We start from the raw sequence: 20,986 nt of genomic DNA, 5'->3' as shown, positions 1-20,986 counted from the left end.
GCGTGTCATCCTTACCGCATGCCGAACGGACGCAACGCCGACGCTGACGTGGTCGCCGACAAACTTGCTCGAATCCGAGACCCGCACGTCCGACCGCTCAATGCGCTGTCCGACGTCATCGCAGATTCCGTCGGTCTCCCGCACGGCCACGTTCCGTACGTAGATCCAGACCAGGGTGGTATCAACGCCCGAATGTTAGTGCTGCTCGACAACCCCTCCACCAAAGCTGAGAGCGGCACAGGATCGGGCCTGCTGAGCCTGGACAACAACGACCGCACGGCTCGCAATTGCCGTGAAGCATATGAACGCCACGGTGTCTCACATGCCGACGTGGTCCACTGGAATGTAGTTCCCTTCCCCGTCGCAGGCATCAAGAATGGCGGTTCCACCCCTGCTGAGCGAACTCGATCTGTGCAATGGACAAAGGCTTTCGTCGAGTTGTGCCCACGAATAGAGATCGTTCTCTTGCTCGGTGCCGCGGCTCGTGACGGTTGGGCGCGTTCAGGAATCGACCGGGATCTTTATGTCGTCCCGGGGAAAATTCCTCACTGTTCAGCACGGGGGTTGAACACTGGCGGCGGACGTGAGCGCTTCGAGTCCGCGATCGCACAGGTCGCGGAGATGCTTCGATAGACAACAGCCGATCACGTTCGCAGGTGCACCTATCGGTCGAACTGGTCTGTCGGCAACGGGCACCGGCACTCCCCTGTTTGTTCCGATCGCCTACCAGACCCCATCCATATGGGACCGACAGTGCGCAGGGACATCGAAAACGCCGCCGAGTGTGTCGGTACCCGATGCTTCGATGGCGGCATGTCACGACTCGACGAGGGGTTCTCACCGCCCATGGCCTGTGTGCAGTGGTGCCAGCACCGCAGCTACGACTTGCATGTCCTCGACGACGGTGTGGAGGTGGACCTGGATTGGTGGAACGGCCACCTCGACAGGGCTGGTCATGACCTTCGGCTGCGCGGCCGCAACCTCGACGGAGAAATCGTCGAGTACGGCGGTGCCACCGTGCAGCGCAACGATCTTCGAATCGGCACCGATCTGGCTGTAGGGGAACATGATTCGCTCGGACTGCTGTTCCTCTGCGCAGCCTGGCAGGGCAGCCACCGGCACCGCAGAGCGATGCGGCGATTCCCGGACGTCATGAATCCACACCTCAGCCGCCCCGATGAGCACCCCGTCGCCAAGACTCTCGCTGTGCTCGACAGTTGCGTACGGAACCGCGCAGTGCCCGACCATCCGAACTCGACCTGGTCCGGATGGCCCGATGCACCCGGTGTCGGAATGTCCCTGATGGCCACGTTCCTGTGGGCCGTCAAGGCTTCGGTGTACGGCGGCCCGGCGCAGCTGATCGATCAATACGGAGTATCGACACTCATCCATGAGGGGTGGCTCGAAGACCCGTCGGTCACCGGCTTCACGCGTCGACGCTACGACCGCTACGTCGAATTCATCACCGCATGGGCCACCGACATCGGCACCAGCCCCGAACTCGTCGAGATGTGGCTCGTGCAGCGCTGGAGCGCCCGCCTCAAAGAAGCACGACAGGGTCGCTACACCACACCCACCTTGTTCTGAACCGTGAAGTCGACGTGAACCCACGGCACAGAGACACGCGCATGCGGGGAGTGATGGACGGTGGGCATAGGCGCGCCGTTTCGTAGACGGTGGCTAGAAGTAACACCGCGCGTTGCGGTTCCTCACCGCCTCGCCCACCAACGGGCCGGAACAAAGTTCCATCGGCCAACCAATTCTGGATTATTCTTCCGGCGTTCATCTTCACTGCTGTCGTGGTTCATGTCAGCCCTTTAGGTTTTCTCTCGTGATCGAGAACGAGGCCAGTACCACCACCCCCGTCGGGAGTTCGTCCAAACGTGCTCTCCTCGAGGAGATTCGGATGCGCTCAGCCGGTCTTTCGCCGGCGGAACAGCGAGTGTCGCGCCAGGTGCTGAGCCACCCGGAGGACGTTCTCGAGCTCTCGGTCACCGAACTCGCCGCACGCTCCGACACGTCCGTCGGTACCGTGATGCGCTTCTGCGCCCGCCTCGGCCTTCGCGGGTATCAGGATCTCAAACTCAATCTCGCCCGCACCGCCAGCTCCGTGACGGATTCACCCGCCGCGGAAGTCGACGCAGACGACACCGTTGACGTTGTCCTCGCAAAGGTGTTGGCGGGCAGCGCGACCGCCATCTCCCACGCTTCCGATCTCATCGACACAACGGCGCTGGCTGCCATCGTCGACAGTCTCGTCCCCGCACGTCGGGTCATCTTCGCCGCCGTCGGCACGTCGGCACCGCTCGCCGCAGACATCCCGTACCGCCTCACCACCATCGGAATCGACGCCACCTTCACTCCCGACCCGCTCGTTCAACACGTCACCGCCCGCATGCTCGGCCCCGGTGACGTCTGCTTCGCCATCAGTCACACCGGCTCCACCCAGGAAACTCTCGCCGTGATGCGCACCGCCGCACAGACCGGTGCCACCACTCTCGCCCTCACCAGTTTCACCTCCTCCCCGCTCACCGACATCGTCGACCACCGACTCGTCGCCGGTAGCCGCGAGACCTCCTACCGCATCGAATCCATGACCAGCAGACTGGTCCATCTCGCCGTCCTGGACGCCATCCATGTCGCGCTCATTCTTCGCCGAGACGGCTCCCACGAGGCCCTCGCGGCCAGCGGCGACATCATCACCGAACACCGCATCTAGCACTCTCGCACCACCGAACCTCAACTTCAGGAGATACCCATGCGCGGACGCGTGTTGTACGACGACGGCATCCCCCGCCCAGGAGCAATGATCAGCGACGGAATCACCGTCACCACCACCGCGTTCGACGGCAGCTTCACCCTCGACGTCACCGGAGCGTTCGTCTTCGTGACGCGCCCCGCCGGCTGGACCTGCGACCGCTGGTACGTTCCGGCAACCGCCGACGACGTGAGCTTCGTCCTGCGTCGTGATTCGGACCTGTTCCCGCACAGCTTCGTTCACATCTCCGATACCCATGTCGGCCGCGGCCCCTACTACCCGCAACCCGTCGAACTCGGCGGCCGATCCACTCTGACCGAGTTCCTCACCCGGCTCCCGGACGCGGTCTCCGGACTGTCGTCGGTCATCGCCACCGGCGACCTCACCGACCGCGGCATCGACGTCGAATACGGCGAGCTCAAAGATGCCGTCGCCGCCAGTCCCATCCCCCTGCATCTGCTGCCCGGCAACCACGACCACATGGGCGGCACCCTCGTGGGGACCGTCAGCCGCAACAACTACTCCATTCACACCGCGGACCCATCGGCATACGAGCGCCACCTCGGGCCGCGATGGTATTCGTTCGACCTTCCCGGCCTGCACGTCGTCGCTCTGGACTGGCACACCCACGAGCTCGGAATCGACCACGAACTCCAAAATTCCTGGATGGCAGCCGATCTCGAATCGATTCCCACCGACATGCCGTGGATCCTGCTCAGTCACGACCAGCCCTGGCACTCCATTCTCGGTGCCGCACCGCGAGCCCCCCTCGCCACGTTCTCGGGCCACCGACACACCTCTCGGGTAGTGGAGGTCGATGGGACACTGCACGTCAACACACCCACTCCCCTGTTCGCGGGTATCGACTTCTCGCCGCCGTCGTTCCGCGTCGTGCGCTGGGACGGTGAACGCATCTCGCTCGACACCCGAAGTCTCGCGACGTCCGGACTGGAGAAGTCGACCTTCTCGCTCGGGGCACCAGTGCCCCGGCCTGACGAATGCCTGTGGCGCGTGCAACTTCCCGGCAGCGCTCATCGCGCATCGGTGCGAGTCGCCGGAGACATCGTCCTCGCACCGGTCAAGGACGAAGACCGGGCAGCCGGCGGCATCCAGGCCATCGACGCACAATCCGGCGATCTGCTCTGGTATCGCGAACTGGGTTCGGCGGTCAAATGCACTCCCGCCCTCAGTGGTACGACGGCCATCGCCGTCGCCGTATCCGGAAACGTCACTGCTCTCGACGTTGCCACCGGCGACACCCGCTGGCACGCTCCGTCACCGGACCCGTTGAGGCTGTTCGCCTTTGCCGAACCGCTCGTACAGGGCGATCGGGTCATCGTCGGCGATCTCTCGCACCTGCGCTGCCTCGACCTGGCGAACGGCGAGACGGTCTGGGAGCGCACCGACCTCTCGGTCTATCAAACGATCGTCGACCACACCCGTCCTGTCATGGTCGACGGCACACTCGTCGTCGGAAGTTGGCCCACCCCGGACAGATTGGTGGGGCTCGACCTTGCCTCCGGCCAGACACTGTGGCCCGCGGCCATCGCGGAGATAGAACTCGGTGAGGGATTCGACAAAGCCGACACTCCCGTCGGCACCCCACTGTTCGACCAGACCAGCGGAGCGCTGTTCGTCTCCGTCATCGGCGCGCTCGCCCGCATCGACGCGACAGGACACACCGAGTGGAAGGTGCCTACGAGCCTGCCGTGGAACCCGTCCACCCCCGTCGCGACCGAATACGGTATCGCGATCGTCGATGCCGGTGCACGGTTGGCACTGCTGGACCGCAAGACCGGCGAGGCGCTGTGGTCCCTGTCCGTCGAGGGGGACGCACCGTTCGCCATGTCCAGCTACCAGCGCACCCCGCACGTTCTGTTCGCGGAGCCGGCGCTCTGCCAGGACAGGTTGCTGGTGCCCACGCTCGACGGACGACTGCATCTCGTCGATGCGAAAACCGGTGAGCTCGAGGGTTCGATGACCGTCGGCGCACCGATCGCAGCCGCCCCCGTCGTCACCGACGACCGGGTCTACCTCACCACCGTCGACGGCGGCGTGATCGCCTACTCGGTCGACACCATCCTGGGACGGGCGTCATGACCGCCATCCTGGACAAACCCGACGCGCCGACCTCCATGCCCCGTCGAAGCTCGTCGCACACCGGCTGGTTCCTCGTCGCCCCGGCCATGTCTCTCACAACCCTGTTCGTCATCGTTCCCGGCGCACTTGCGTTGGTAGGCAGCTTCTTTGCCATCGACATCACCAGTGGAGTCGAGTGGACGTGGATTGGCTTGGACAACTACACGGCGCTGTTCGCCGATTCCGCCGTCCGGCAATCGCTGCTCAACACGGTGCTCTACTGCGCCATGACCATCGTCCCGAGCCTGGTGATCGGCTTCTGGCTCGCGGTGCTGGCGCATTCGGTCACACGCGGCCGCCGACTGGTGCAGACGCTGTTGTTTCTCCCGTTCACTGCCAACCTCGTGGCGATGGCCGTCGTGTTTCGCTGGATCTTCTCCCTCAACGGCGGGTTCGCCAACGAGATGCTCGCCCTGCTCGGTGTTGCGCCCCTGAACTTTCTGGGCGACAGCACTTATGCACTTCCGACCGTCGCAGCCGTCGGCGTGTGGCGCGGAGCTGCACTGGCGATGATCCTGTTTCTGTCCGGACTGACGAGCATCCCCACCTCCGTCGACGAGGCGTGCGCCGCCGACGGCATCACCGGGCTCACTCGACTACGTAAAGTCGTTCTGCCCCTGCTCAAGCCGATCACGATCTTCGTCACCGTCATGATCGTGCTGCAATCGGTGCAGGTGTTCGACACCATCAACGTCATGACCGGCGGCGGCCCCCTCGGAGCAACCGAAACCGCACTCACCATGACCTGGCGACTCGGGTTCGCGTATTACGACCTCGGTCAGGCCGCAGCCCTGTCCACCATCCTGCTCCTCGTACTCATCGCGATCGGCCTCCTGCGCCGTCGCTCCCTCAGCGGAGGAACCCAGTGATACTTCGCACCGTCCGCATCAGCGCGATCGTCCTCGCCTGCATCGTCTCCATTTTCCCGTTCTACTGGATGCTCCGTACCTCAGTCGCCAGCCAAGACTCGGTGATGATGAGCGGATTGTCCTGGTTGCCAGACTCGTTCGATCTGAGTAACTACTCCCGCGCCTGGACCGAAGCCAATCTCGGCAGGGCCATGCTCAACGGGGCCGCCGTCACACTCGGCATCCTCGCACTCCAACTTCTCACCTGCGTCCCGGCGGCGTACGCGTTCGCCAAAGTGCCCTTCCGCGGCCGAAGCACGCTGTTCGCTCTGACGTTGGCTTGCTTGCTCATTCCCACCCAGGCCACGGCGTTGCCGCTCTACCTCGGTATCGGATCCGCCGGGCTCGCCAACACGCTGACGGCGCTCATCATCCCCTTCGCCACCAGTGCATTCGGCATCTTCCTGATGCGCCAGCACATGCTCACCATTCCCGACGCTCTTCTCGACGCCGCGAAAGCCGATGGCCTACGGACACTCTCGACTCTCTGGCGCGTCGTCGTCCCCTCGGCCATGCCCGCGATCGCCACGTTCTCGGTGTTCTCGATCTTCGTGCACTGGAACGACTACCTGTGGCCCCTCCTCGTCGCTCGTGACGCCGCCCTACACACACCACCGCTGGCCCTTGCGGTGTTCCAGCAAGCCGACACCGGCTTCGACTACGGCGCCCTCACTGCCGGTGCGGCCATCATCACCACCCCGATCGTAATCCTCTTCCTCATCGCGCAGCGCCGATTCGTAGCCGGTATCGCCGGCGGCGAACTGCCGGGCTGACCTCCACCAGAACAGGAACCAAAAACATGACTACCTCCAAACTCGTCCTCGCGGCGAGCACCCTGTCCATTGCCCTACTCGCAACTGCCTGCGGCGGCACCGATTCCGGCGGGACCACCGCCGCTGCCGCCGACGTCTCGAGCTGTGACCCGACCGGCACCACCATCACCGCCCAGTACCTTCCGCAGGGCGACTCGGCTGCGCAGGCAGCGAAAGTGTCGATGGAACAGGAGTTTCCAGGACTGACCGTGGAGCTCAAGGGCGGTGGGGACACCAGCTACGACAAGGCAACTCAGCAGATGGTCGCCGACATCGCCGCAGGATCGCGTCCCGATGTCGCCATGATCGGACTCGGACAGATCCGTTTCTGGGTGGACCAGTACAAACCGCAGCCAATCGATACCTCCGCCCTTGCGGAAACCTACGACCAGCGTTTCCTCGACATCGGCAAGGTCGACGGCACGTCCTACATCGCGCCGTTCCAGGTCTCGATCCCGGTGCTGTACACCAACACGACGATGACCGAGGGTGCAGGCGTGACCGCCGCTCCGACATCGACATCCCAGTTGCTGGACGACGCCGCAACCGTCAAGGCTGCGACCGGATCTGCACCCGTATCACTGCCTCGTGATCAGTACGCAGACTGGGCCGCGCAGGCCATGATCCAGAGCGCCGGAGCAACATTCGTCAACAGCGACGGCACGCCCGGATTCGACAACGACGAAGGTCGAGCCGGAATGGACGTCTACGCCCAGCTCGGCGCACAGCAACTGCAGGTCCCCATCGGAGCCAATGATGCAATGACGCAATTCAATACCGGCAACCTCGCCTACATGGTGTCCACACCGGCCAGTGCTGCCAGCATCAAGAAGGCCATCGGCGACAAGTTCGACTGGACTGTCACCGAGATGCCGGTGCCCGACGGCGGTGAAGCTTCGCTACCCGCAGGCGGGAACGGATGGATGGTGCTCTCCGAAGACCCGTGCGAGGCAGCATTCGGCAACGCCCTGATCGGCCACATGCTCGATCCCCAGGTGATCACCGAGAGCTCGAAGTCGTTCAGCTACATCCCCGTCGACACCGCGGCCGCGGCCAATCTCGCTGCCGACCCCGACGCACAGTCACAGCTCGGTTTCGCCTGGACCTATACCGGCACCCCCACACCCATGGGTGGATGGCACGGCGATGCAACTCCGAAGGTGAACCAATTCATTCAGGACATGGTGCAGCGACTGACCGACGGCGAACCGCTCGACGCCGTCATGACCGACACCGTACGTCGTATCGATGCGGCGGTTCGCTGACATGAGCGCCATCGAATTGATCGACGTCATCAAGACATTCGGTGAGGTCCGTGCCATCGACAACGTCTCGATCGAGGTCGCCAGCGGTGAGAGCCTCGTCGTGCTCGGCCCGTCGGGATCGGGTAAGTCGACGCTGCTACGCGTTATCGCCGGCCTCGAACTGCAGGACTCCGGCGACATCACCATCGGCGGCGTACCGCAAACCCATCTGCCTCCGCACAAGCGCGACGTCGCCATCGTGTTCCAGAACTTCGCGCTCTATCCGCATCTCTCGGCTTTCGACAACATCACCCTCGGCCTACGCCACGGACTGAAACTCTCTCACGCCGAGGCGCAGTCGCGCGCAGACGACGTAGCGCAGCGACTGGAGATCACGGAGCTGCTGGGTCGTCGCCCGCGGGCGATGTCCGGTGGCCAGCGTCAACGCGTCGCGTTGGCAAGGGCATTGGCGCGGCGGTCGGGAGTGGTCTTGCTCGACGAGCCGCTCTCGGGCCTGGACGCGCAGTTGCGGCTGACATTGCGCTCGGAAATCGCGTCATTGCTCCGCAGTACCGGTGCGACAACCTTGCACGTCACCCACGATCAGAACGATGCCATGGCGATGGCCGACCGCATTGCCGTCGTGCGCGGCGGCGTCATCGAGCAATTGGGTACCCCGGAAGACCTGTACGCGCGGCCGAACAGCCTGTTCGTCGCCGGCTTCATCGGGTCCCCGGCCATGAACCTGGTCGACGGTTCCTCGGGCGCGTTCGGGCCGGTTCGGTCCGGGATGACCCTCGGTATCCGTCCCGAACACGTGAAGTTGGGTGGACACGGGGACTGGACGTTCGACGGAGTTGTCAGGACGGTCGAACACGAGGGGCCGTCGAAGATCGTTCACCTGGACGTATCCGGACAACCGGTGATTGCACGAGTACAACCACAGCAGGACGTACAACCGGACACCGTGGTGCCGCTCTCGTGCACTTCGGCCGATGTGCATGTGTTCGACAGCGAATCAGGGCTCGCACTGGGTACCGCGGATACGGTGTGGGATCGCGCGGTGGTGGCGGGATGACCTCGACGCTGGTGATCTTCGACTGGAACGGAACCATCATGGACGATGTTTCCCGCGCTACGCGTGCCATGAATCGTGTTCTCTCGCAGTACGACCGAGACCCCATCACCGAGGACGATGTTCGGCGTACGTTCCGGTTGCCGATGACCGACTGGACCACAACGCTCGGTCTTCCCGACGAGGCAGCAGAGCTGTGGAGCGTCGAAGTTACATACCTAGAGGCTGCGGCCCGCCCCGAAGCCCAGACTGTGCTCCTCGAATTGCGTTCGGCCGGTGTCGTTGTCGGCGTTGCGTCCGCGGCATCCGAAGCAGCCGTGGTTTCCGACGCTCGACGCTGCGGACTCCTCGATGTCATCGACCTACTCGCGACGGGCGTATCCGACAAGACCGAGTACCTACGTTCGGTCCGCCACCTCGCGGACCGCGCGGTGTACGTCGGAGACTGCGAATACGACGTTGAGTGCGCGCATGCGGCCGGCTTCGAAGCCGCGGCGATTGCTGGCGGATACCGAGCTGTTGCGGATCTCGCAACCGCCATGCCGGATGTCGTGGTGACCGATCTCAGGGACGTAGCCGGTCTGGTCACGGCAGGAATTCGCTCGTAGACCAGCGACCCGGCGCAGCGCTCGAGGGTTGTCGCATCGAGAGATCCGTTCTATGGTTATCCGTAATTACGGAATAACGGATAGGAGAACTCGATGCGACACTCGACCTGGATCTCGACAACCTGCGCGGCCATGCTGCTGGTGGGAGGATGCGCCACCGACACCGACGCAACTGCAACGACCACCACTACCCCGACGCCGGAGAACTGCGCTCCCGTCACGTCCACCGACCTCGCCACCGAGGACGGGTGGATCGGACTGATCGATCAGGCAGCCGACACCGTCAGCCTTGTCATCGACGACGGCCGCGGCCGAACCGTCGAACATCGGGCCGACCAAGAGCAAGTACTAGCCTCCGCAATCAAGGTGGTGCATCTCGCCGCTTACGCACAGGCCGTCGCGAACGGCACCATCGACCCCAACGAGCAAGTGGCCCTCTCGGATTGGGAGCGGTGGTACGTGCCCGGCACCGACGCCAATGCTCATCCGAATGCCCTGACCCGATTGGGCATTGCGAACGCCGGCACCAACGCAACCGACCCCAACGCCACGGTCCGCATCGACGACATGGTCTCGGCCATGATCCAGGAAAGCGACAACTCCGTTCCCGACTACCTGAGATACCGACTCGGCGATCAGGCACTCGTCGACGCCGCAGCAACTGGAGGCTGGGAGAACTTCGAGCTACCGAGCATGGTGGCCGACATGCTGTCGCTGTTCGATCCCGAACTCGCCGATGCAGATACCTGGGAGACCGCACAGAAGTGGGCATTCGACCCACAGTTCCGGGCCCAGGTCGAGGCAGCTATGCAACTGCCGACCTACGAGGATCAGACGGCCAGGGTGCAGAGCAGTTTTCGCGGCGCTTCGGCCGAACAGCTCAACGGAATGTATCGCGCCTTCACGGACGGCACTTATGGCAACGCATCCGACACCGTTCTGCGCCAACTGGAATGGCAACCCGCAGGTAACAGCGTTCGCGGTATCGGCTTCAAAGGTGGCAGCCTCGCGGGTGTGCTCACCCAGGGATTCGAGCTGCGCCGCAAAGACGGAACAGTCGCGACAGCTGTGTGGCTCACCGATGGTCTTTCCGCGGACAGATTCGATCAGGCCATGGCCCGTTTCGGCGTACAGCAGCAACTCATTGTCGAGGCGATGCTCTCGCCCGAGGTTCTCGACCGGATAGCCTGCGTGGTGTGAGCACAGAGTTCGAGTCGAGACTGGCAGAGCTGGAAGCCCGCGTCGCCGAGCTGGAACGACGCGACGCTCCCGAGCAGCTCGATGCCGCCCCGTCGACGGGCGGCATGGTCGCCTACCAAGGCGACGTGCATCTGCACGGAACGGTCCGCTGGGACATCGGCTACTCCCCCGACGCCATCGTGGAGTTACCAGTTCCGTCGGCATCAGAAGTCCTTGCTGCCCTGGGACATCCGGTGCGGTTGCAGATCGTGCGAACGCTGCTGCGAGGCCCTGCGAACGCGGCAGATCTCCTCGCAGCAGTGGGACTCGGATCGTCCGGCCAGATCTATCACCATCTCAAGACGCTGAGTTCGGCGAACATCGTCGAGCAGCAGGGCCGCGGAGATTATCGAATCGCTGCCAAAAAGGTTGTGCCGCTACTTGTCTCGATGCTCGCTGCTGCTGACATCGCGGGTGATCTGGGTACCTGAACCCGTCTCACGAACATCGGATCAAGGCACGAACAACACACCCAAGCCGGGGATCAGAGCATTCGACGCATCCGGATTCTCGCGGTCATGGGTGACGGTCACGAACACCGGACCTGTACCCGTCCGAGCCGTCACCTCGAGGGGCAACCGGAATGCCTGCGAGCCGCCCTGATTGGCCGGTTGAGTCCGATCGATCTCGTCGTTCCAGTGCCGCAAGCCGGCGGAGCCCGCCTCACCAGTGGATAGGTTGCGCCAATTGACCGTCAGGTGCCGGTAGTTGAACTGGTAGTAGTACGGCCGGATGTCGGCGGCCGAGAAGCGCACCTCACCCGGCTTCTCGCCGACCACCGCGCGAATCGGGATGGTCTGGATGAGTCCGCCGGGAACGCCCGCAGGGACGAATTGCGGCCCGGTGACGACCGGAACCAGCAACTCGGACGTCGTGGGCGCAGCCGTGGCCGTGCCTACGCCCGCACCCAGGACCAGCGGTACCGACACCGCAATTGCCGCTGCGGCCCGTCGTATCGATCGCTGCATCGTGAAACCTTCCGTCGGGATCCAATCAGGGAACGAGCACTATGCCCGCGCCAGGGAGAAGAGTGTCGAGGTACGGCGAGCCCCATTGACCGTCATTCGAGTAGTCACGACTGTGGGTGACCGTCACTACGACCGGCCCCGCGCCGGTGTTCGCTACCACCTCGAGGGGGAGGTCTTGCCGTCCGTACGGGCCCTCCTCGGGCGGTGTGGGATCGTCCTGCCAGTGCCGCAGATCGGCTGCCCCTGTCGCGCCTGTCGCCAGGTTTCGCCAGTTCAGGTTCAAGTACCGGTAGGGATATTGATCGGCGAACGGTGCAATGGTGGTTGCCGAGAAGCGCGCGACACCGGGCTCGTCGCCCACGGTGGCCTTCATCGGAATGGTCTGAAAGAAGCCACCGGGGACGGCGCCGGGAGCCATCTGGAATCCCGTCACGATCGGCACTTGCAGGTTCGTCACCTGGGGGTCAGCGGCCGCCGTGCCCGCTCCGATGCCGAACACCAAGGGAACGGTGAGTGCCGTCGCTACTACCGCTCGCCGCAATGACTTTCGCATACTGCTTACCTTTCGGTCATGTCGCACAACGAGATACCGGATCGTTCGTGACATCGAACCACGAACTCCAGGTTGAACCTGAAACATCAAGTGGTTCTTGAGTCTTTACCGAACCCACCCTCGCAGTCAGAGCGACAAAAGGACCGCTCGTATACCGATTCGTGATGGGGTCGTGACACGAAAGACGTTAACAGACCACTTGGCCCGTTCGATTCAATGGTCAGAGGTGCTGCACTCTGCAGCCACCGGTGAGGACGAACGAATGAGGCAAGTCCGCAACATCGTGGCCATGTGCGCACTGATCACCGCTACCACTCTGGCGACCACCGCCTGCGGCTCCGACGAGCCGGCGAGCACCCCACCGACTCCGGCCACCAGCGCAGCGGCTGCTCCGTCCGCAAACGGGTACTCCGACTCCGATGGTGGTAGCGGCTCGGACGGAGTCGCACAGGCTCCCGACGTCGTCACCCCAGCACAAGCAACACCCACCGCCGCGGACACAGCAGCCGTGCCGCCCGCCCCGAACCGCGACGACGTCAACGTCGATGCACGCGATTTCGAGCAAGCCGGCGGACAGTATTTCTTTCAGTCCCCCAGCGGGAACGTGTTCTGCGGATTCAGCTCCTCAAATGCGCCCGGGACCGTCGTGGGCTGCCAGGTGAGGTACTCGGTGCCGGGCAACACCGGCCGGGAATGCCTCAACACGGAAAACAGCACCTACGGGGTGCAGATTCGCCAGGACGGCACCGTCGAACAGATCTGCACCAATCAGGGCATCTTCGTCGGCCAAGGTAGCGACACTCGGGTTCTGGAATACGGCCAGGTCATCGGAGTCACCGGCACTTTCTGCCGGTCCTCCGAAGCCGGCGTCACCTGCTACGACGGCGACCGGGGCTTCATGATCTCCCGCGACGTCAACCTCGCATTCTGATGAAGGAGTTCTCGATGATCCGCAAACTCGCGCTCGCCGCGGTACTCACCGCAGCTGCACTGACGGCCTGTGGAAACCAGGATGCACCCGCCGCCGACCCGGCTCCGACGACCGGTATCGCCGCGCAGATACCCGCGCCTCCCCAGGTGACCATCGCAGCACCGTCCGCGACCGGTAGCGAGGCTTCTGTCGAATCTTCCGAAGCCCCCGCCGCGACCGGCGCAACGGCCGCCGACCCCGCGAGCAACACCGCACCCATCACCCCGGCGGACCCTGCCCGATACAGCGCGTACGGCGACCAGGTCGGATGGAAATCGCCGTCGGGCAACATCTCTTGCAAAATCGGCAACGGACCGTTCTCCTCGGGTTGCCAATCATCCAGCGCACCCGTTCCCGACGGTGCCGAGGCCGACTGTGCCCCGAACTCGACCTTCAGCGTGGACATGCTGTCAAAGGGCTTCTACCTCGAACCCGGCAAAGTGACTCCCACATGCTTCAACCAGGGAGTGTTCGGGGTCGAGAACGCGCAGCCGTTGGAATACAACACATCCATCACGTTCAATGGGATGACGTGCTTCTCCCGCGTCGAAGCGATGATCTGCGACGCCGGTGGCGGACACGGGTTCGTGTTGTCGATGCAGCAAGCGACGTCGAACTGATGGCGCGCAACAGGATTCGCACCAGTATCGTTTTCGCAGCCGCCGCGTGTGCCGGACTGATCCTCGGTGGGTGTAGCAATTCGTCCGCACCGACGGACGCGATGCCGTCGGTCATTCCCACGGTGGTCGTGGGTGTCCCAACGACATCCGCCGACGCAGCACAACCGTCGTCAACCCCAGCAACGAGTGGCACCGAGCCCCAATCCGGTTCTGCACCGACACCATCGATCGACTCCGCGCCGATCACTCCCGTCGACCCGGCCGGATACGCCGCACCCAATGACCAGGTCGGCTGGAAGTCGCCGTCGGGCAACATCTTTTGCAAACTCGGCTCCACTGCATTCTCGTCCGGCTGCCAAGCCACGGACGCGCCGATACCCGACGGTGCCGACTGCGACAAACCACCCTTCTCGGCCGACGAAATGAGCAAGGGCTTCTTCTTGGACCCGGGCCAGGTGACGCCGATGTGCTTCAACCAGGGCGCATTCGGAGTCCAGGACGCAAAATCACTCGAATACAACACGTCCATTTCGCATCTCGGTTACACCTGCTACTCCCGCGTCGAGGCTATGGTCTGCGACGCGGGCGACGGTCACGGATTCGTGCTGTCGATGCAGCAGGCGACGTGGAATTGACAACTACACCCGACGCGCGGGAACGGTGATTCCGCGCGCATCGAGGATAGGACGCACGCCCTCGGCGAAGTGATACGCCTCCTCCAGGTGCGGGTACCCCGAGAGGATGAACTCGTCGAAGCCGGCGTCGTGGTATTCGCCGATCAGGTTCGCGACCTCCTCGTGCGAACCGACCAGTGCAGTCCCTGCGCCGCCGCGAACGAGTCCTACTCCGGCCCACAGGTTGGGGTAGATCTCGAGCGAGTCCTTGCTGCCGCCGTGCAACGCGGCCATCCGACGCTGTCCCTCGGACTGTGACGACGAGTGCAGCGCATGTGCCTGCGACACCTGCTCCTCGGGAAGCTCGTCGAGAAGCTTCTGTGCGACGGCCCAGGCCTCCTCGGACGTGTCACGGCTGATGGTGTGCAGGCGGATGCCGTAAGTGAGCTTGCGGCCCTCGGCATCCGCGAGCGCCTGCACCTTCTCGATCTTGGCGCGAGCATCGGCCGGCGGCTCGCCCCACGTCAGGTACGTCTGCACGCGCTTGGCCGCGACCGCCAGAGCCGGCTCGGACGAACCACCGAACCAGAACTCCGGCAACGGATCCGGTGCCTCGGATACCCGCGCATCGGACACGTCGAAGAACTCACCCTGGTGATCGACCGACGGCTCGGTCCAAATACGTTGCACGAGTTCGAGAAACTCGTCGGTGCGGGCGTAGCGCCGATCGTGGTCGATCCAGTCCCCGAACCGACGCTGCTCGACGTCGTCGCCCCCGGTGACGATGTTGAACAACACTCGCCCCTCCGAGAAGCGCTGCAACGTCGCCGCCTGCTGCGCCGCCAACGTGGGCGGCGTGAGGCCGGGACGGAAGGCGACGAGGAACTTCAGCCGTCGGGTGCTCTGCAGTAGAGCCGCCGTGGTCAGCCACGCGTCCTCGCACCAGGTTCCGGTCGGAGTCAGCACGCCCTCGAAGTCGAGTCGGTCCGCAGCCTGCGCCACCTCGGTGAGGTAGCGCAGCGACGGGCGACGAAACCCGGCGGGTTCGCGGAGGTTGCCGGATGCGTGGGACGCACCGACGATGGAGCGGCCGTCGCCCGCGGTGGGAAGGAACCAGAAGATGCGTGCGGTCACGAGTGAACTCCTACGACGTGATGGGTGATCAGTTGGTGGCTCGTCAGTTGCTGGAGAGGGTGGCGTCGGCGATGGCGTCGTTGTAGCGCGTGTCGACGAAGCCCGCGAACGTGTTGCCGCCGGGAATGCTTCCGCTCTCGACGAACGCATCGAAGAGCGCCTGCTCGGACTCGATCACTTTGTCGTCGAGCGCAATTGCGGGTCGCTGGCTTCGCCCCTGAGCCAATTCACCGGCCGCCGGGTCGATGCCGACGGCCGTGGAGTACGCCGCCGCCCACTCGGCCGGGTTGGCGTTCGCCCAGGCGGACGCCTTGGCCAGACGAACCACGAAATCCTGCAGAGCCGTGTTCTTCGCGGGATCGTCCAGCGCCTGCTGAGACGCGATCCCGAAGCCGTAACCGTTGGCCACACCCTCGGCGGTAGTCACGGTCTTCGAGCCGTTCTGGACCTGCGCGATCGCGGTGAACGGATCCCAGATCGCCCAGGCATCGACCTCACCCGAGGTGAATGCCGTCAGCGCATCCGCAGGCTGGAGGAACACCAACTGAACGTCGTCGGTGGTCAAGCCGGCTTTCTGCAACTGCAGCAGTACATGGCCGTGCGCCGAACTTCCCTTGCCCACTGCGATCTTCTTGCCCCGCAGGTCTGCGAACGACGCGAGAGTCGAATCGGCAGGCACCAGGATCTGATCGCCACTCGCATCGTTGGTGTAGGCGGAGACGACCTTGATGCGCGCGTTGGCTGCGACTCCGAACACCGGGGGTGTGTTACCCGTGACCGCGAAGTCGATCTGACCGGCCGTTGCGGCCTCCACCTGCGGCGGGCCGGACATGAAGGTGGAGAACGCAACGTCGTACGGCGCAGAGTCCAGCTCCCCGGACGCACGAAGCAGGGCTTCGGTGCCACCCTTCTGGTCGCCGACGTCGAGGGTGACGGTGGCGAGCTGGTCGTTCGAGACGAGTTCGGGCGCTTCGGTGGTTGTGGTGTCGCTGCCGCGGGAGACGCAACCGGTGAGTCCGACAACCGTCAGGGACAGGGCAGCGAGTATCCCAACGGCGCGCAGCGATCGGGAACGAACGTGTGACGACATGCGTGAAAGATCCTTCTTATGAGAGGAATTGATTGCTCAGTGGACGCCGAGGGCGGAGAGCAAATGGGTACGGATGCGAGAGAATCCGGCTGTTCCCCGGTCGCGGGGACGAGGAAGATCGACGGCGACGGTCTCGGCCACGGCACCCCCGTCGAGCACCAACACCCTGTCTCCCAACGCAATCGCTTCGTCGACGTCGTGCGTGACCAGAAGGATGCCGAATCGGTGCCGTCCCCACAGGTCGAGTAGCAGAGACTGCATGGACAGCCGAGTGAGCGCGTCGAGAGCGCCGAACGGTTCGTCGAGCAGCAGCATCTCCGGCTCGCCCACCAAGGCTCTGGCGAGTGCGGCGCGCTGAGCTTGGCCGCCGGACAACGTCATCGGCCATGCGTCGCGCTTGTCGGCGAGACCGACTTCGTCGAGGGTCGCATCCGCAGCAGTCAACGCCTCGTTACCCGTCACACCGGCTGTGTTGAGCCCGTACGACACGTTCTGACGAACCGACCGCCACGGGAACAGGCGTGGTTCCTGGAACGCCACCGCAGGATGCCCGGCGACATGCCGCTCCCCCGTGTGGTCCGTCGACAGACCGGCCAGAACGCGCAGGATCGTCGACTTGCCGGACCCGGAGCGTCCGACCAGCGACACGATCTCACCGCGGTCGATGGACAGGTCGACACCCTTCAACACGTGACTGGAGCCGTAGAACTTGTCGATGCCGCGCAGGGTGGCGACGGACGTGGTTGTCGTAGTCATGAATCATGCATCCAATCGGTAACGAAGGGCGCGCTTTTCGAGTACCCGCACGATGCCGTCGGTGGCGATTCCCATCAGGGCGTAGACGACGAGTCCGAAGATGATGGTGTCGACCCGCAGGAAGTCCCGCGCATTGTTGATGATGTAACCGAGCCCGGATTCGGCGTTGATCTGCTCGGCCACGATTAGCGACAACCACGCAATGGCCAACGACTGCCGAAGTCCCACCAGCAGTTGCGGGGCGATGCTCGGCAGAATGATCGTGGTGAACCGCTGACGCCACGAGAAACCGAGTACGACGGCCGTGTCGAGGAAATTGCGATCGATCTGGCGAATCGCCGAGAACGTGTTGAGGTACAACGGAAATGCGACTCCCAGAGCGACGAGCAGGATCTTGGGAGTCTCCCCGATTCCGAACCACAGGATGAACAGCGGGATGAGACCGAGGTGCGGCAGCGCGCGCAGCATCTGCAGCGGCGGGTCGACGGTTGCCTCGGCAAGTTTGGACAGTCCGACGAGCGCTCCGAGCGCCACCCCGATCACCCCACCCAGCACGAGTCCCTGGACTACACGGGTTCCGGAAATGGCGAGTGCGTCGGCCAATTCACCGTTGCGCAGCAACTCCAGACCTGCGTCGAAGATAAGGGACGGTGCAGGCAGCACGCGTTCGGAGAGAACTCCGGCAGCACTGGCGATCTGCCAGAGAACGAGGAGCACGACTGGCGACAAGGCGCGCACGACGGTCCAGCGGTACCGCTGCCACGCAGAGCCTTTCGGCGAGACGGGTGTGGAGCCGATGCTGGAGGCGTCGCCGTCGCGCGTGTCCACGGGTCCCGCGGGAGCGGCGTACGACGTCATGACCATGGGTACAGGCCTTCCGGTTGAGTGCGAGCAGGTTCGACTACTCACCTTCGGTCAGACCGGGGTCTACGAACAGGGTTCGAATCAGCGTGAATGCAAGTCGGGCAGAATCGGTCATATGACTGTCGAGCCCATCCACACCGAGCGCCTGACCCTTCGTCTGTACGAACCCGCCGATGCGGACAGGATTCTCGCCTACTACAGCGACCCGGAAGTCTGCCGCTACCTGCTCCACGAAGCGTGGACGAATGCCAATGCGGTTGTGGCCGTGGGTAAACGGATGAAGCGAACAGGCCTGCATACCCAGGCGCTGTCACTGGTCGTCGAGCACGAGGGCACTGTGGTGGGCAACGTCGAGGCGTGGTTGATCGACGGATCCCCGGCTCTCGTCGAACTCGGCTGGACGTTCTCCCCCGCCGTATCCGGCCGCGGATACGCCACCGAGGCGGTCAACGCCTTGATCGAGCACGTGTTCTCGTTACCCCAGATCCACCGCGTCAGCGCACAGCTGGACGGTCGCAACGACGCGTCGGCCCGGTTGGCCGCGCGCGTGGGGATGCGTCAGGAAGCGCACTTCCGACAGAACTGGTGGTGCAAGGGGGAATGGACCGACACCCTCGTCTACGCGATGTTGCGAGAGGATCGCTGACCGGCGTGCTGCGTTCACTTCGCGACCATCTTTCGTTCGGTTCCGCGACATCGACCGGTGACCGGAGTGCGACAGTCTCGGGAAACTTCACTCGAACTCATGGGAGTTTTCACCGATGGCCACGCGTCGTAGAGCAGCCCTGCTGGGCACACTTGCACTGATCTCTGTTCTGTCCACGACGATGGGCAGCGTTGCCACGGCCGCGCCGGCGAGGACGGTGTCGCCGCTGTGCCAGGTTGCTGACCTGCTCCCCACCGGCTCGTCCGCAGGCCTCGGCTACCAATGTACCGAAGCCGGTGAGCTTCTCGATCTGCCGATCGGTGAGGTGCGCGCGACGCAGCCGTCGCTCGGGTACGACGAGGTGTACTACAAGCTCGGCCGATACACGCTCGGCAAGGACGAGATCAACAAGAAGTTCGACGACTGGTGCGAGGCCAACGGCCAGGAAGAGGCCGCGTCGGCATTGCCCGATGCGCGACTGGACAATCCGTCGTCGTTCACCTGCACCGTCCCCGTCGGTCAGGAAACGCCCGACACCATCGCACCGATGAAGACGGTCGTCATCGGACCGGGTGGCGTGCCCTACCTGACCGACGGACACCACACGCTGACCTCGTTCTACGAAACGGCCGACGGTGGACCGAATCTGCATCTGCGCCTGCGGGTGGTCGCGAACCTCAGTGACCTGAGCCCCACTGACTTCTGGGCGCGGATGAAGGCCGAGAAGTGGGTGTGGAACTACGACGTCGACGGCAACGAAGTTCCGGTCGAGCAGCTGCCGTCGGGAGTGGGACTCGCCCAGTTGCAGAACGACAAGTACCGCAGCCTGACGTACTTCGCGCGCGACATCGGCTTCACCCCCGGAACCATCCCGTTCCAGGAATTCTATTGGGGTGCATGGGTTCGCGACTCCGGCGCAGTCGACATCAGCGGCTGGGACAGCAACAACCTGGCGAGCTACCTGAGCACCGTCGAGTCGGTCTCGCGCGCCCAGGTCGCGGCACCGAAAGACGCGGTGATCGACAGTGGCCGCACTGCAGCAGAACTCGGTGCGCTGGACGCCTGGAACGACGGGAAGGCAGCCACCAAGGGTGAATTCGGAAAGCTCTCGGCACCGTACTCGGACGACAAGCCGGGCAAGTTGGCATACGCCTTGCAGTACAAGATGGGGCTGCCCAGGTAGTTCCGTTCACCTGCTACAGCCGGGCCCGGAGGCGGGACCGCAACCGAACTGCCACGAATCCGACGAGGGCGACTGCGACCGAGACGATGACGATCTTCTGCAGGATCTCGGCGTAGGCGTCGACGAGGTGCCAGTTCTCGCCGAGTTGATATCCCGCGGTGACGAAGATGGTGTTCCAAATCAGGCTGCCGAGTGTGGTGAGTACGAGGAACTTCATCATTCCCATCCGCTCGATTCCGGCGGGCAGGGAGATGAAGCTGCGAAACAGCGGGACCATCCGCCCGAAGAACACTGCCTTCGAACCGTGCTTGGCGAACCACGCCTCCGTTCGGTCGAAGTCGGTGGCCTTGATCAACGGGATCCGCACCACCAATGCCCGCGTGCGCTCGCGCCCGATGAGCGCACCCACCGCGTAGACGATGATCGCGCCCACGACCGAGCCGAGCGTCGTCCAGAAGAGAGCAGCACCGAAGGAGAACACGCCCTGACTGGCCGAGAAACCGGCAAGGGGCAGAACGAGTTCGCTCGGGATCGGCGGAAACAGATTGTCGGCGCCGACGACGACGGCGGCACCGGGCCCGCCGAGTGCGTCCATGACGCCGACCGCCCATCCGGCCAGCCCGTCGAGTTGCTCGGTTTCGGCCGATGCAGCAATCAGCAAGTCGGACATATTCATTCCCCTGTTCGTAAGTGACGTCTCCGGTCGAGACGGCCACTGAGAACGCTAGAAATTTTCCGAATGGGGGACATCGAGGTAAACCGTCGACCATTCATCCGGACTCCCCCGCCGAAATCCTGCGGTTTA

Annotated in this window: 23 protein-coding genes; 16 read left to right on the top strand and 7 right to left on the bottom strand. The window is 63.9% G+C overall.

What is annotated here, in order from left to right:
* Positions 1 to 18: 18 nt before the first annotated feature.
* The 11 genes from QM615_RS15250 (at position 19) to QM615_RS15200 (ending at position 11,214) form a co-directional block, all read left to right on the top strand.
* Positions 19 to 633 carry a uracil-DNA glycosylase gene (locus QM615_RS15250; protein ID WP_283347669.1) on the top strand — a complete coding sequence of 205 codons (615 nt, stop codon included), beginning with the start codon at positions 19 to 21 and terminating at the stop codon, positions 631 to 633.
* 180 nt (positions 634 to 813) lie between these two features.
* Positions 814 to 1,587: an 8-oxoguanine DNA glycosylase OGG fold protein gene (locus QM615_RS15245; protein WP_283347583.1), complete on the top strand. Its 774-nt coding sequence runs from the start codon at positions 814 to 816 to the stop codon at positions 1,585 to 1,587.
* Positions 1,588 to 1,831: 244 nt separating this feature from the next.
* Positions 1,832 to 2,719 carry a MurR/RpiR family transcriptional regulator gene (locus QM615_RS15240; protein WP_283347582.1) on the top strand — a complete coding sequence of 296 codons (888 nt, stop codon included), beginning with the start codon at positions 1,832 to 1,834 and terminating at the stop codon, positions 2,717 to 2,719.
* 39 nt (positions 2,720 to 2,758) lie between these two features.
* Complete coding sequence (locus QM615_RS15235) at positions 2,759 to 4,858, top strand: outer membrane protein assembly factor BamB family protein (RefSeq protein WP_283347581.1); 2,100 nt, start codon at positions 2,759 to 2,761, stop codon at positions 4,856 to 4,858.
* Positions 4,855 to 5,766, top strand: coding sequence for a carbohydrate ABC transporter permease (locus tag QM615_RS15230; protein ID WP_283347580.1), 912 nt, complete (start codon positions 4,855 to 4,857; stop codon positions 5,764 to 5,766). The genes QM615_RS15235 and QM615_RS15230 overlap by 4 nt, the downstream gene beginning before the upstream one ends.
* Positions 5,763 to 6,578, top strand: a complete 816-nt coding sequence (locus QM615_RS15225) for a carbohydrate ABC transporter permease (protein ID WP_283347579.1) — start codon at positions 5,763 to 5,765, stop codon at positions 6,576 to 6,578. The genes QM615_RS15230 and QM615_RS15225 overlap by 4 nt, the downstream gene beginning before the upstream one ends.
* Positions 6,579 to 6,604: 26 nt before the next feature.
* On the top strand, positions 6,605 to 7,882 hold the full coding sequence (locus tag QM615_RS15220; protein ID WP_283347578.1) for an ABC transporter substrate-binding protein: 1,278 nt from the start codon (positions 6,605 to 6,607) through the stop codon (positions 7,880 to 7,882).
* 1 nt (position 7,883) lies between these two features.
* On the top strand, positions 7,884 to 8,939 hold the full coding sequence (locus QM615_RS15215) for an ABC transporter ATP-binding protein (protein WP_283347577.1): 1,056 nt from the start codon (positions 7,884 to 7,886) through the stop codon (positions 8,937 to 8,939).
* Positions 8,936 to 9,544: an HAD family hydrolase gene (locus tag QM615_RS15210; RefSeq protein WP_283347576.1), complete on the top strand. Its 609-nt coding sequence runs from the start codon at positions 8,936 to 8,938 to the stop codon at positions 9,542 to 9,544. Before QM615_RS15215 ends, QM615_RS15210 begins: the two co-directional genes overlap by 4 nt.
* A 93-nt stretch (positions 9,545 to 9,637) precedes the next feature.
* The gene (locus QM615_RS15205; RefSeq protein WP_283347575.1) at positions 9,638 to 10,744 is read left to right on the top strand and encodes a serine hydrolase; all 1,107 of its coding nucleotides are present in this window, start codon (positions 9,638 to 9,640) and stop codon (positions 10,742 to 10,744) included.
* Positions 10,741 to 11,214, top strand: coding sequence for an ArsR/SmtB family transcription factor (locus tag QM615_RS15200; protein WP_283347574.1), 474 nt, complete (start codon positions 10,741 to 10,743; stop codon positions 11,212 to 11,214). The genes QM615_RS15205 and QM615_RS15200 overlap by 4 nt, the downstream gene beginning before the upstream one ends.
* Positions 11,215 to 11,235: 21 nt before the next feature.
* Here the strand turns inward: QM615_RS15200 and QM615_RS15195 are convergent, their stop codons facing one another.
* Together QM615_RS15195 and QM615_RS15190 are read right to left on the bottom strand one after the other, a co-directional pair.
* On the bottom strand, positions 11,236 to 11,751 hold the full coding sequence (locus QM615_RS15195; protein WP_283347573.1) for a hypothetical protein: 516 nt from the start codon (positions 11,749 to 11,751) through the stop codon (positions 11,236 to 11,238).
* A gap of 25 nt (positions 11,752 to 11,776) precedes the next feature.
* Entirely contained in the window at positions 11,777 to 12,304 is a 528-nt protein-coding gene (locus QM615_RS15190) for a hypothetical protein (RefSeq protein ID WP_283347572.1), read from the bottom strand.
* A gap of 262 nt (positions 12,305 to 12,566) precedes the next feature.
* Between QM615_RS15190 and QM615_RS15185 the strand changes: the two genes are divergently transcribed.
* The 3 genes from QM615_RS15185 (at position 12,567) to QM615_RS15175 (ending at position 14,529) form a co-directional block, all read left to right on the top strand.
* Positions 12,567 to 13,235: a hypothetical protein gene (locus tag QM615_RS15185; RefSeq protein WP_283347571.1), complete on the top strand. Its 669-nt coding sequence runs from the start codon at positions 12,567 to 12,569 to the stop codon at positions 13,233 to 13,235.
* A gap of 14 nt (positions 13,236 to 13,249) precedes the next feature.
* A complete protein-coding gene (locus QM615_RS15180; RefSeq protein ID WP_283347570.1) occupies positions 13,250 to 13,894 on the top strand; it encodes a hypothetical protein in 645 nt (214 codons plus the stop codon).
* Between the two features lie 128 nt (positions 13,895 to 14,022).
* A complete protein-coding gene (locus tag QM615_RS15175) occupies positions 14,023 to 14,529 on the top strand; it encodes a hypothetical protein (protein ID WP_283347569.1) in 507 nt (168 codons plus the stop codon).
* Between the two features lie 3 nt (positions 14,530 to 14,532).
* Here QM615_RS15175 and QM615_RS15170 read toward each other — a convergent pair whose 3' ends face one another.
* Genes QM615_RS15170 through QM615_RS15155 form a run of 4 tightly spaced genes read right to left on the bottom strand, consistent with a single transcriptional unit; the run spans position 14,533 to position 18,346 of the window.
* On the bottom strand, positions 14,533 to 15,642 hold the full coding sequence (locus QM615_RS15170) for an LLM class flavin-dependent oxidoreductase (protein WP_283347568.1): 1,110 nt from the start codon (positions 15,640 to 15,642) through the stop codon (positions 14,533 to 14,535).
* Positions 15,643 to 15,685: 43 nt separating this feature from the next.
* Entirely contained in the window at positions 15,686 to 16,732 is a 1,047-nt protein-coding gene (locus tag QM615_RS15165; RefSeq protein WP_283347567.1) for an ABC transporter substrate-binding protein, read from the bottom strand.
* A gap of 36 nt (positions 16,733 to 16,768) precedes the next feature.
* Positions 16,769 to 17,488 (bottom strand): ABC transporter ATP-binding protein, encoded by a 720-nt coding sequence (locus tag QM615_RS15160; protein WP_283347566.1) that lies wholly within the window; start codon positions 17,486 to 17,488, stop codon positions 16,769 to 16,771.
* A 3-nt stretch (positions 17,489 to 17,491) separates the two neighbouring features.
* Positions 17,492 to 18,346 carry an ABC transporter permease gene (locus QM615_RS15155; RefSeq protein WP_094615038.1) on the bottom strand — a complete coding sequence of 285 codons (855 nt, stop codon included), beginning with the start codon at positions 18,344 to 18,346 and terminating at the stop codon, positions 17,492 to 17,494.
* Between the two features lie 121 nt (positions 18,347 to 18,467).
* Between QM615_RS15155 and QM615_RS15150 the strand changes: the two genes are divergently transcribed.
* Complete coding sequence (locus QM615_RS15150; RefSeq protein ID WP_283347565.1) at positions 18,468 to 18,998, top strand: GNAT family N-acetyltransferase; 531 nt, start codon at positions 18,468 to 18,470, stop codon at positions 18,996 to 18,998.
* 115 nt (positions 18,999 to 19,113) lie between these two features.
* Positions 19,114 to 20,181 (top strand): ParB/Srx family N-terminal domain-containing protein, encoded by a 1,068-nt coding sequence (locus tag QM615_RS15145; protein ID WP_283347564.1) that lies wholly within the window; start codon positions 19,114 to 19,116, stop codon positions 20,179 to 20,181.
* A gap of 13 nt (positions 20,182 to 20,194) precedes the next feature.
* Here the strand turns inward: QM615_RS15145 and QM615_RS15140 are convergent, their stop codons facing one another.
* Positions 20,195 to 20,851 (bottom strand): DedA family protein, encoded by a 657-nt coding sequence (locus QM615_RS15140; RefSeq protein ID WP_283347668.1) that lies wholly within the window; start codon positions 20,849 to 20,851, stop codon positions 20,195 to 20,197.
* Positions 20,852 to 20,986: the final 135 nt, after the last annotated feature.

It is taken from the genome of Rhodococcus sp. IEGM 1341 (assembly GCF_030056895.1).
Classification (GTDB): Bacteria; Actinomycetota; Actinomycetes; order Mycobacteriales; family Mycobacteriaceae; genus Rhodococcoides.
Note: the sequence above shows the minus strand (reverse complement) of the source record. Positions and strands in the feature narration are given on the sequence as shown.

Bases quoted from the DNA above. Each gene is read 5' to 3' on its own strand.
- QM615_RS15190 (WP_283347572.1), bottom strand. From the start codon at position 12,304: ATGCGAAAGTCATTGCGGCGAGCGGTAGTAGCGACGGCACTCACCGTT.
- QM615_RS15145 (WP_283347564.1), top strand. From the start codon at position 19,114: ATGGCCACGCGTCGTAGAGCAGCCCTGCTGGGCACACTTGCACTGATC.
- QM615_RS15205 (WP_283347575.1), top strand. From the start codon at position 9,638: ATGCGACACTCGACCTGGATCTCGACAACCTGCGCGGCCATGCTGCTG.
- QM615_RS15180 (WP_283347570.1), top strand. From the start codon at position 13,250: ATGATCCGCAAACTCGCGCTCGCCGCGGTACTCACCGCAGCTGCACTG.
- QM615_RS15140 (WP_283347668.1), bottom strand. From the start codon at position 20,851: ATGTCCGACTTGCTGATTGCTGCATCGGCCGAAACCGAGCAACTCGAC.
- QM615_RS15235 (WP_283347581.1), top strand. From the start codon at position 2,759: ATGCGCGGACGCGTGTTGTACGACGACGGCATCCCCCGCCCAGGAGCA.
- QM615_RS15210 (WP_283347576.1), top strand. From the start codon at position 8,936: ATGACCTCGACGCTGGTGATCTTCGACTGGAACGGAACCATCATGGAC.
- QM615_RS15245 (WP_283347583.1), top strand. From the start codon at position 814: ATGTCACGACTCGACGAGGGGTTCTCACCGCCCATGGCCTGTGTGCAG.
- QM615_RS15185 (WP_283347571.1), top strand. From the start codon at position 12,567: ATGAGGCAAGTCCGCAACATCGTGGCCATGTGCGCACTGATCACCGCT.
- QM615_RS15160 (WP_283347566.1), bottom strand. From the start codon at position 17,488: ATGACTACGACAACCACGTCCGTCGCCACCCTGCGCGGCATCGACAAG.
- QM615_RS15220 (WP_283347578.1), top strand. From the start codon at position 6,605: ATGACTACCTCCAAACTCGTCCTCGCGGCGAGCACCCTGTCCATTGCC.
- QM615_RS15230 (WP_283347580.1), top strand. From the start codon at position 4,855: ATGACCGCCATCCTGGACAAACCCGACGCGCCGACCTCCATGCCCCGT.
- QM615_RS15155 (WP_094615038.1), bottom strand. From the start codon at position 18,346: ATGACGTCGTACGCCGCTCCCGCGGGACCCGTGGACACGCGCGACGGC.
- QM615_RS15165 (WP_283347567.1), bottom strand. From the start codon at position 16,732: ATGTCGTCACACGTTCGTTCCCGATCGCTGCGCGCCGTTGGGATACTC.
- QM615_RS15250 (WP_283347669.1), top strand. From the start codon at position 19: ATGCCGAACGGACGCAACGCCGACGCTGACGTGGTCGCCGACAAACTT.
- QM615_RS15150 (WP_283347565.1), top strand. From the start codon at position 18,468: ATGACTGTCGAGCCCATCCACACCGAGCGCCTGACCCTTCGTCTGTAC.
- QM615_RS15215 (WP_283347577.1), top strand. From the start codon at position 7,884: ATGAGCGCCATCGAATTGATCGACGTCATCAAGACATTCGGTGAGGTC.
- QM615_RS15195 (WP_283347573.1), bottom strand. From the start codon at position 11,751: ATGCAGCGATCGATACGACGGGCCGCAGCGGCAATTGCGGTGTCGGTA.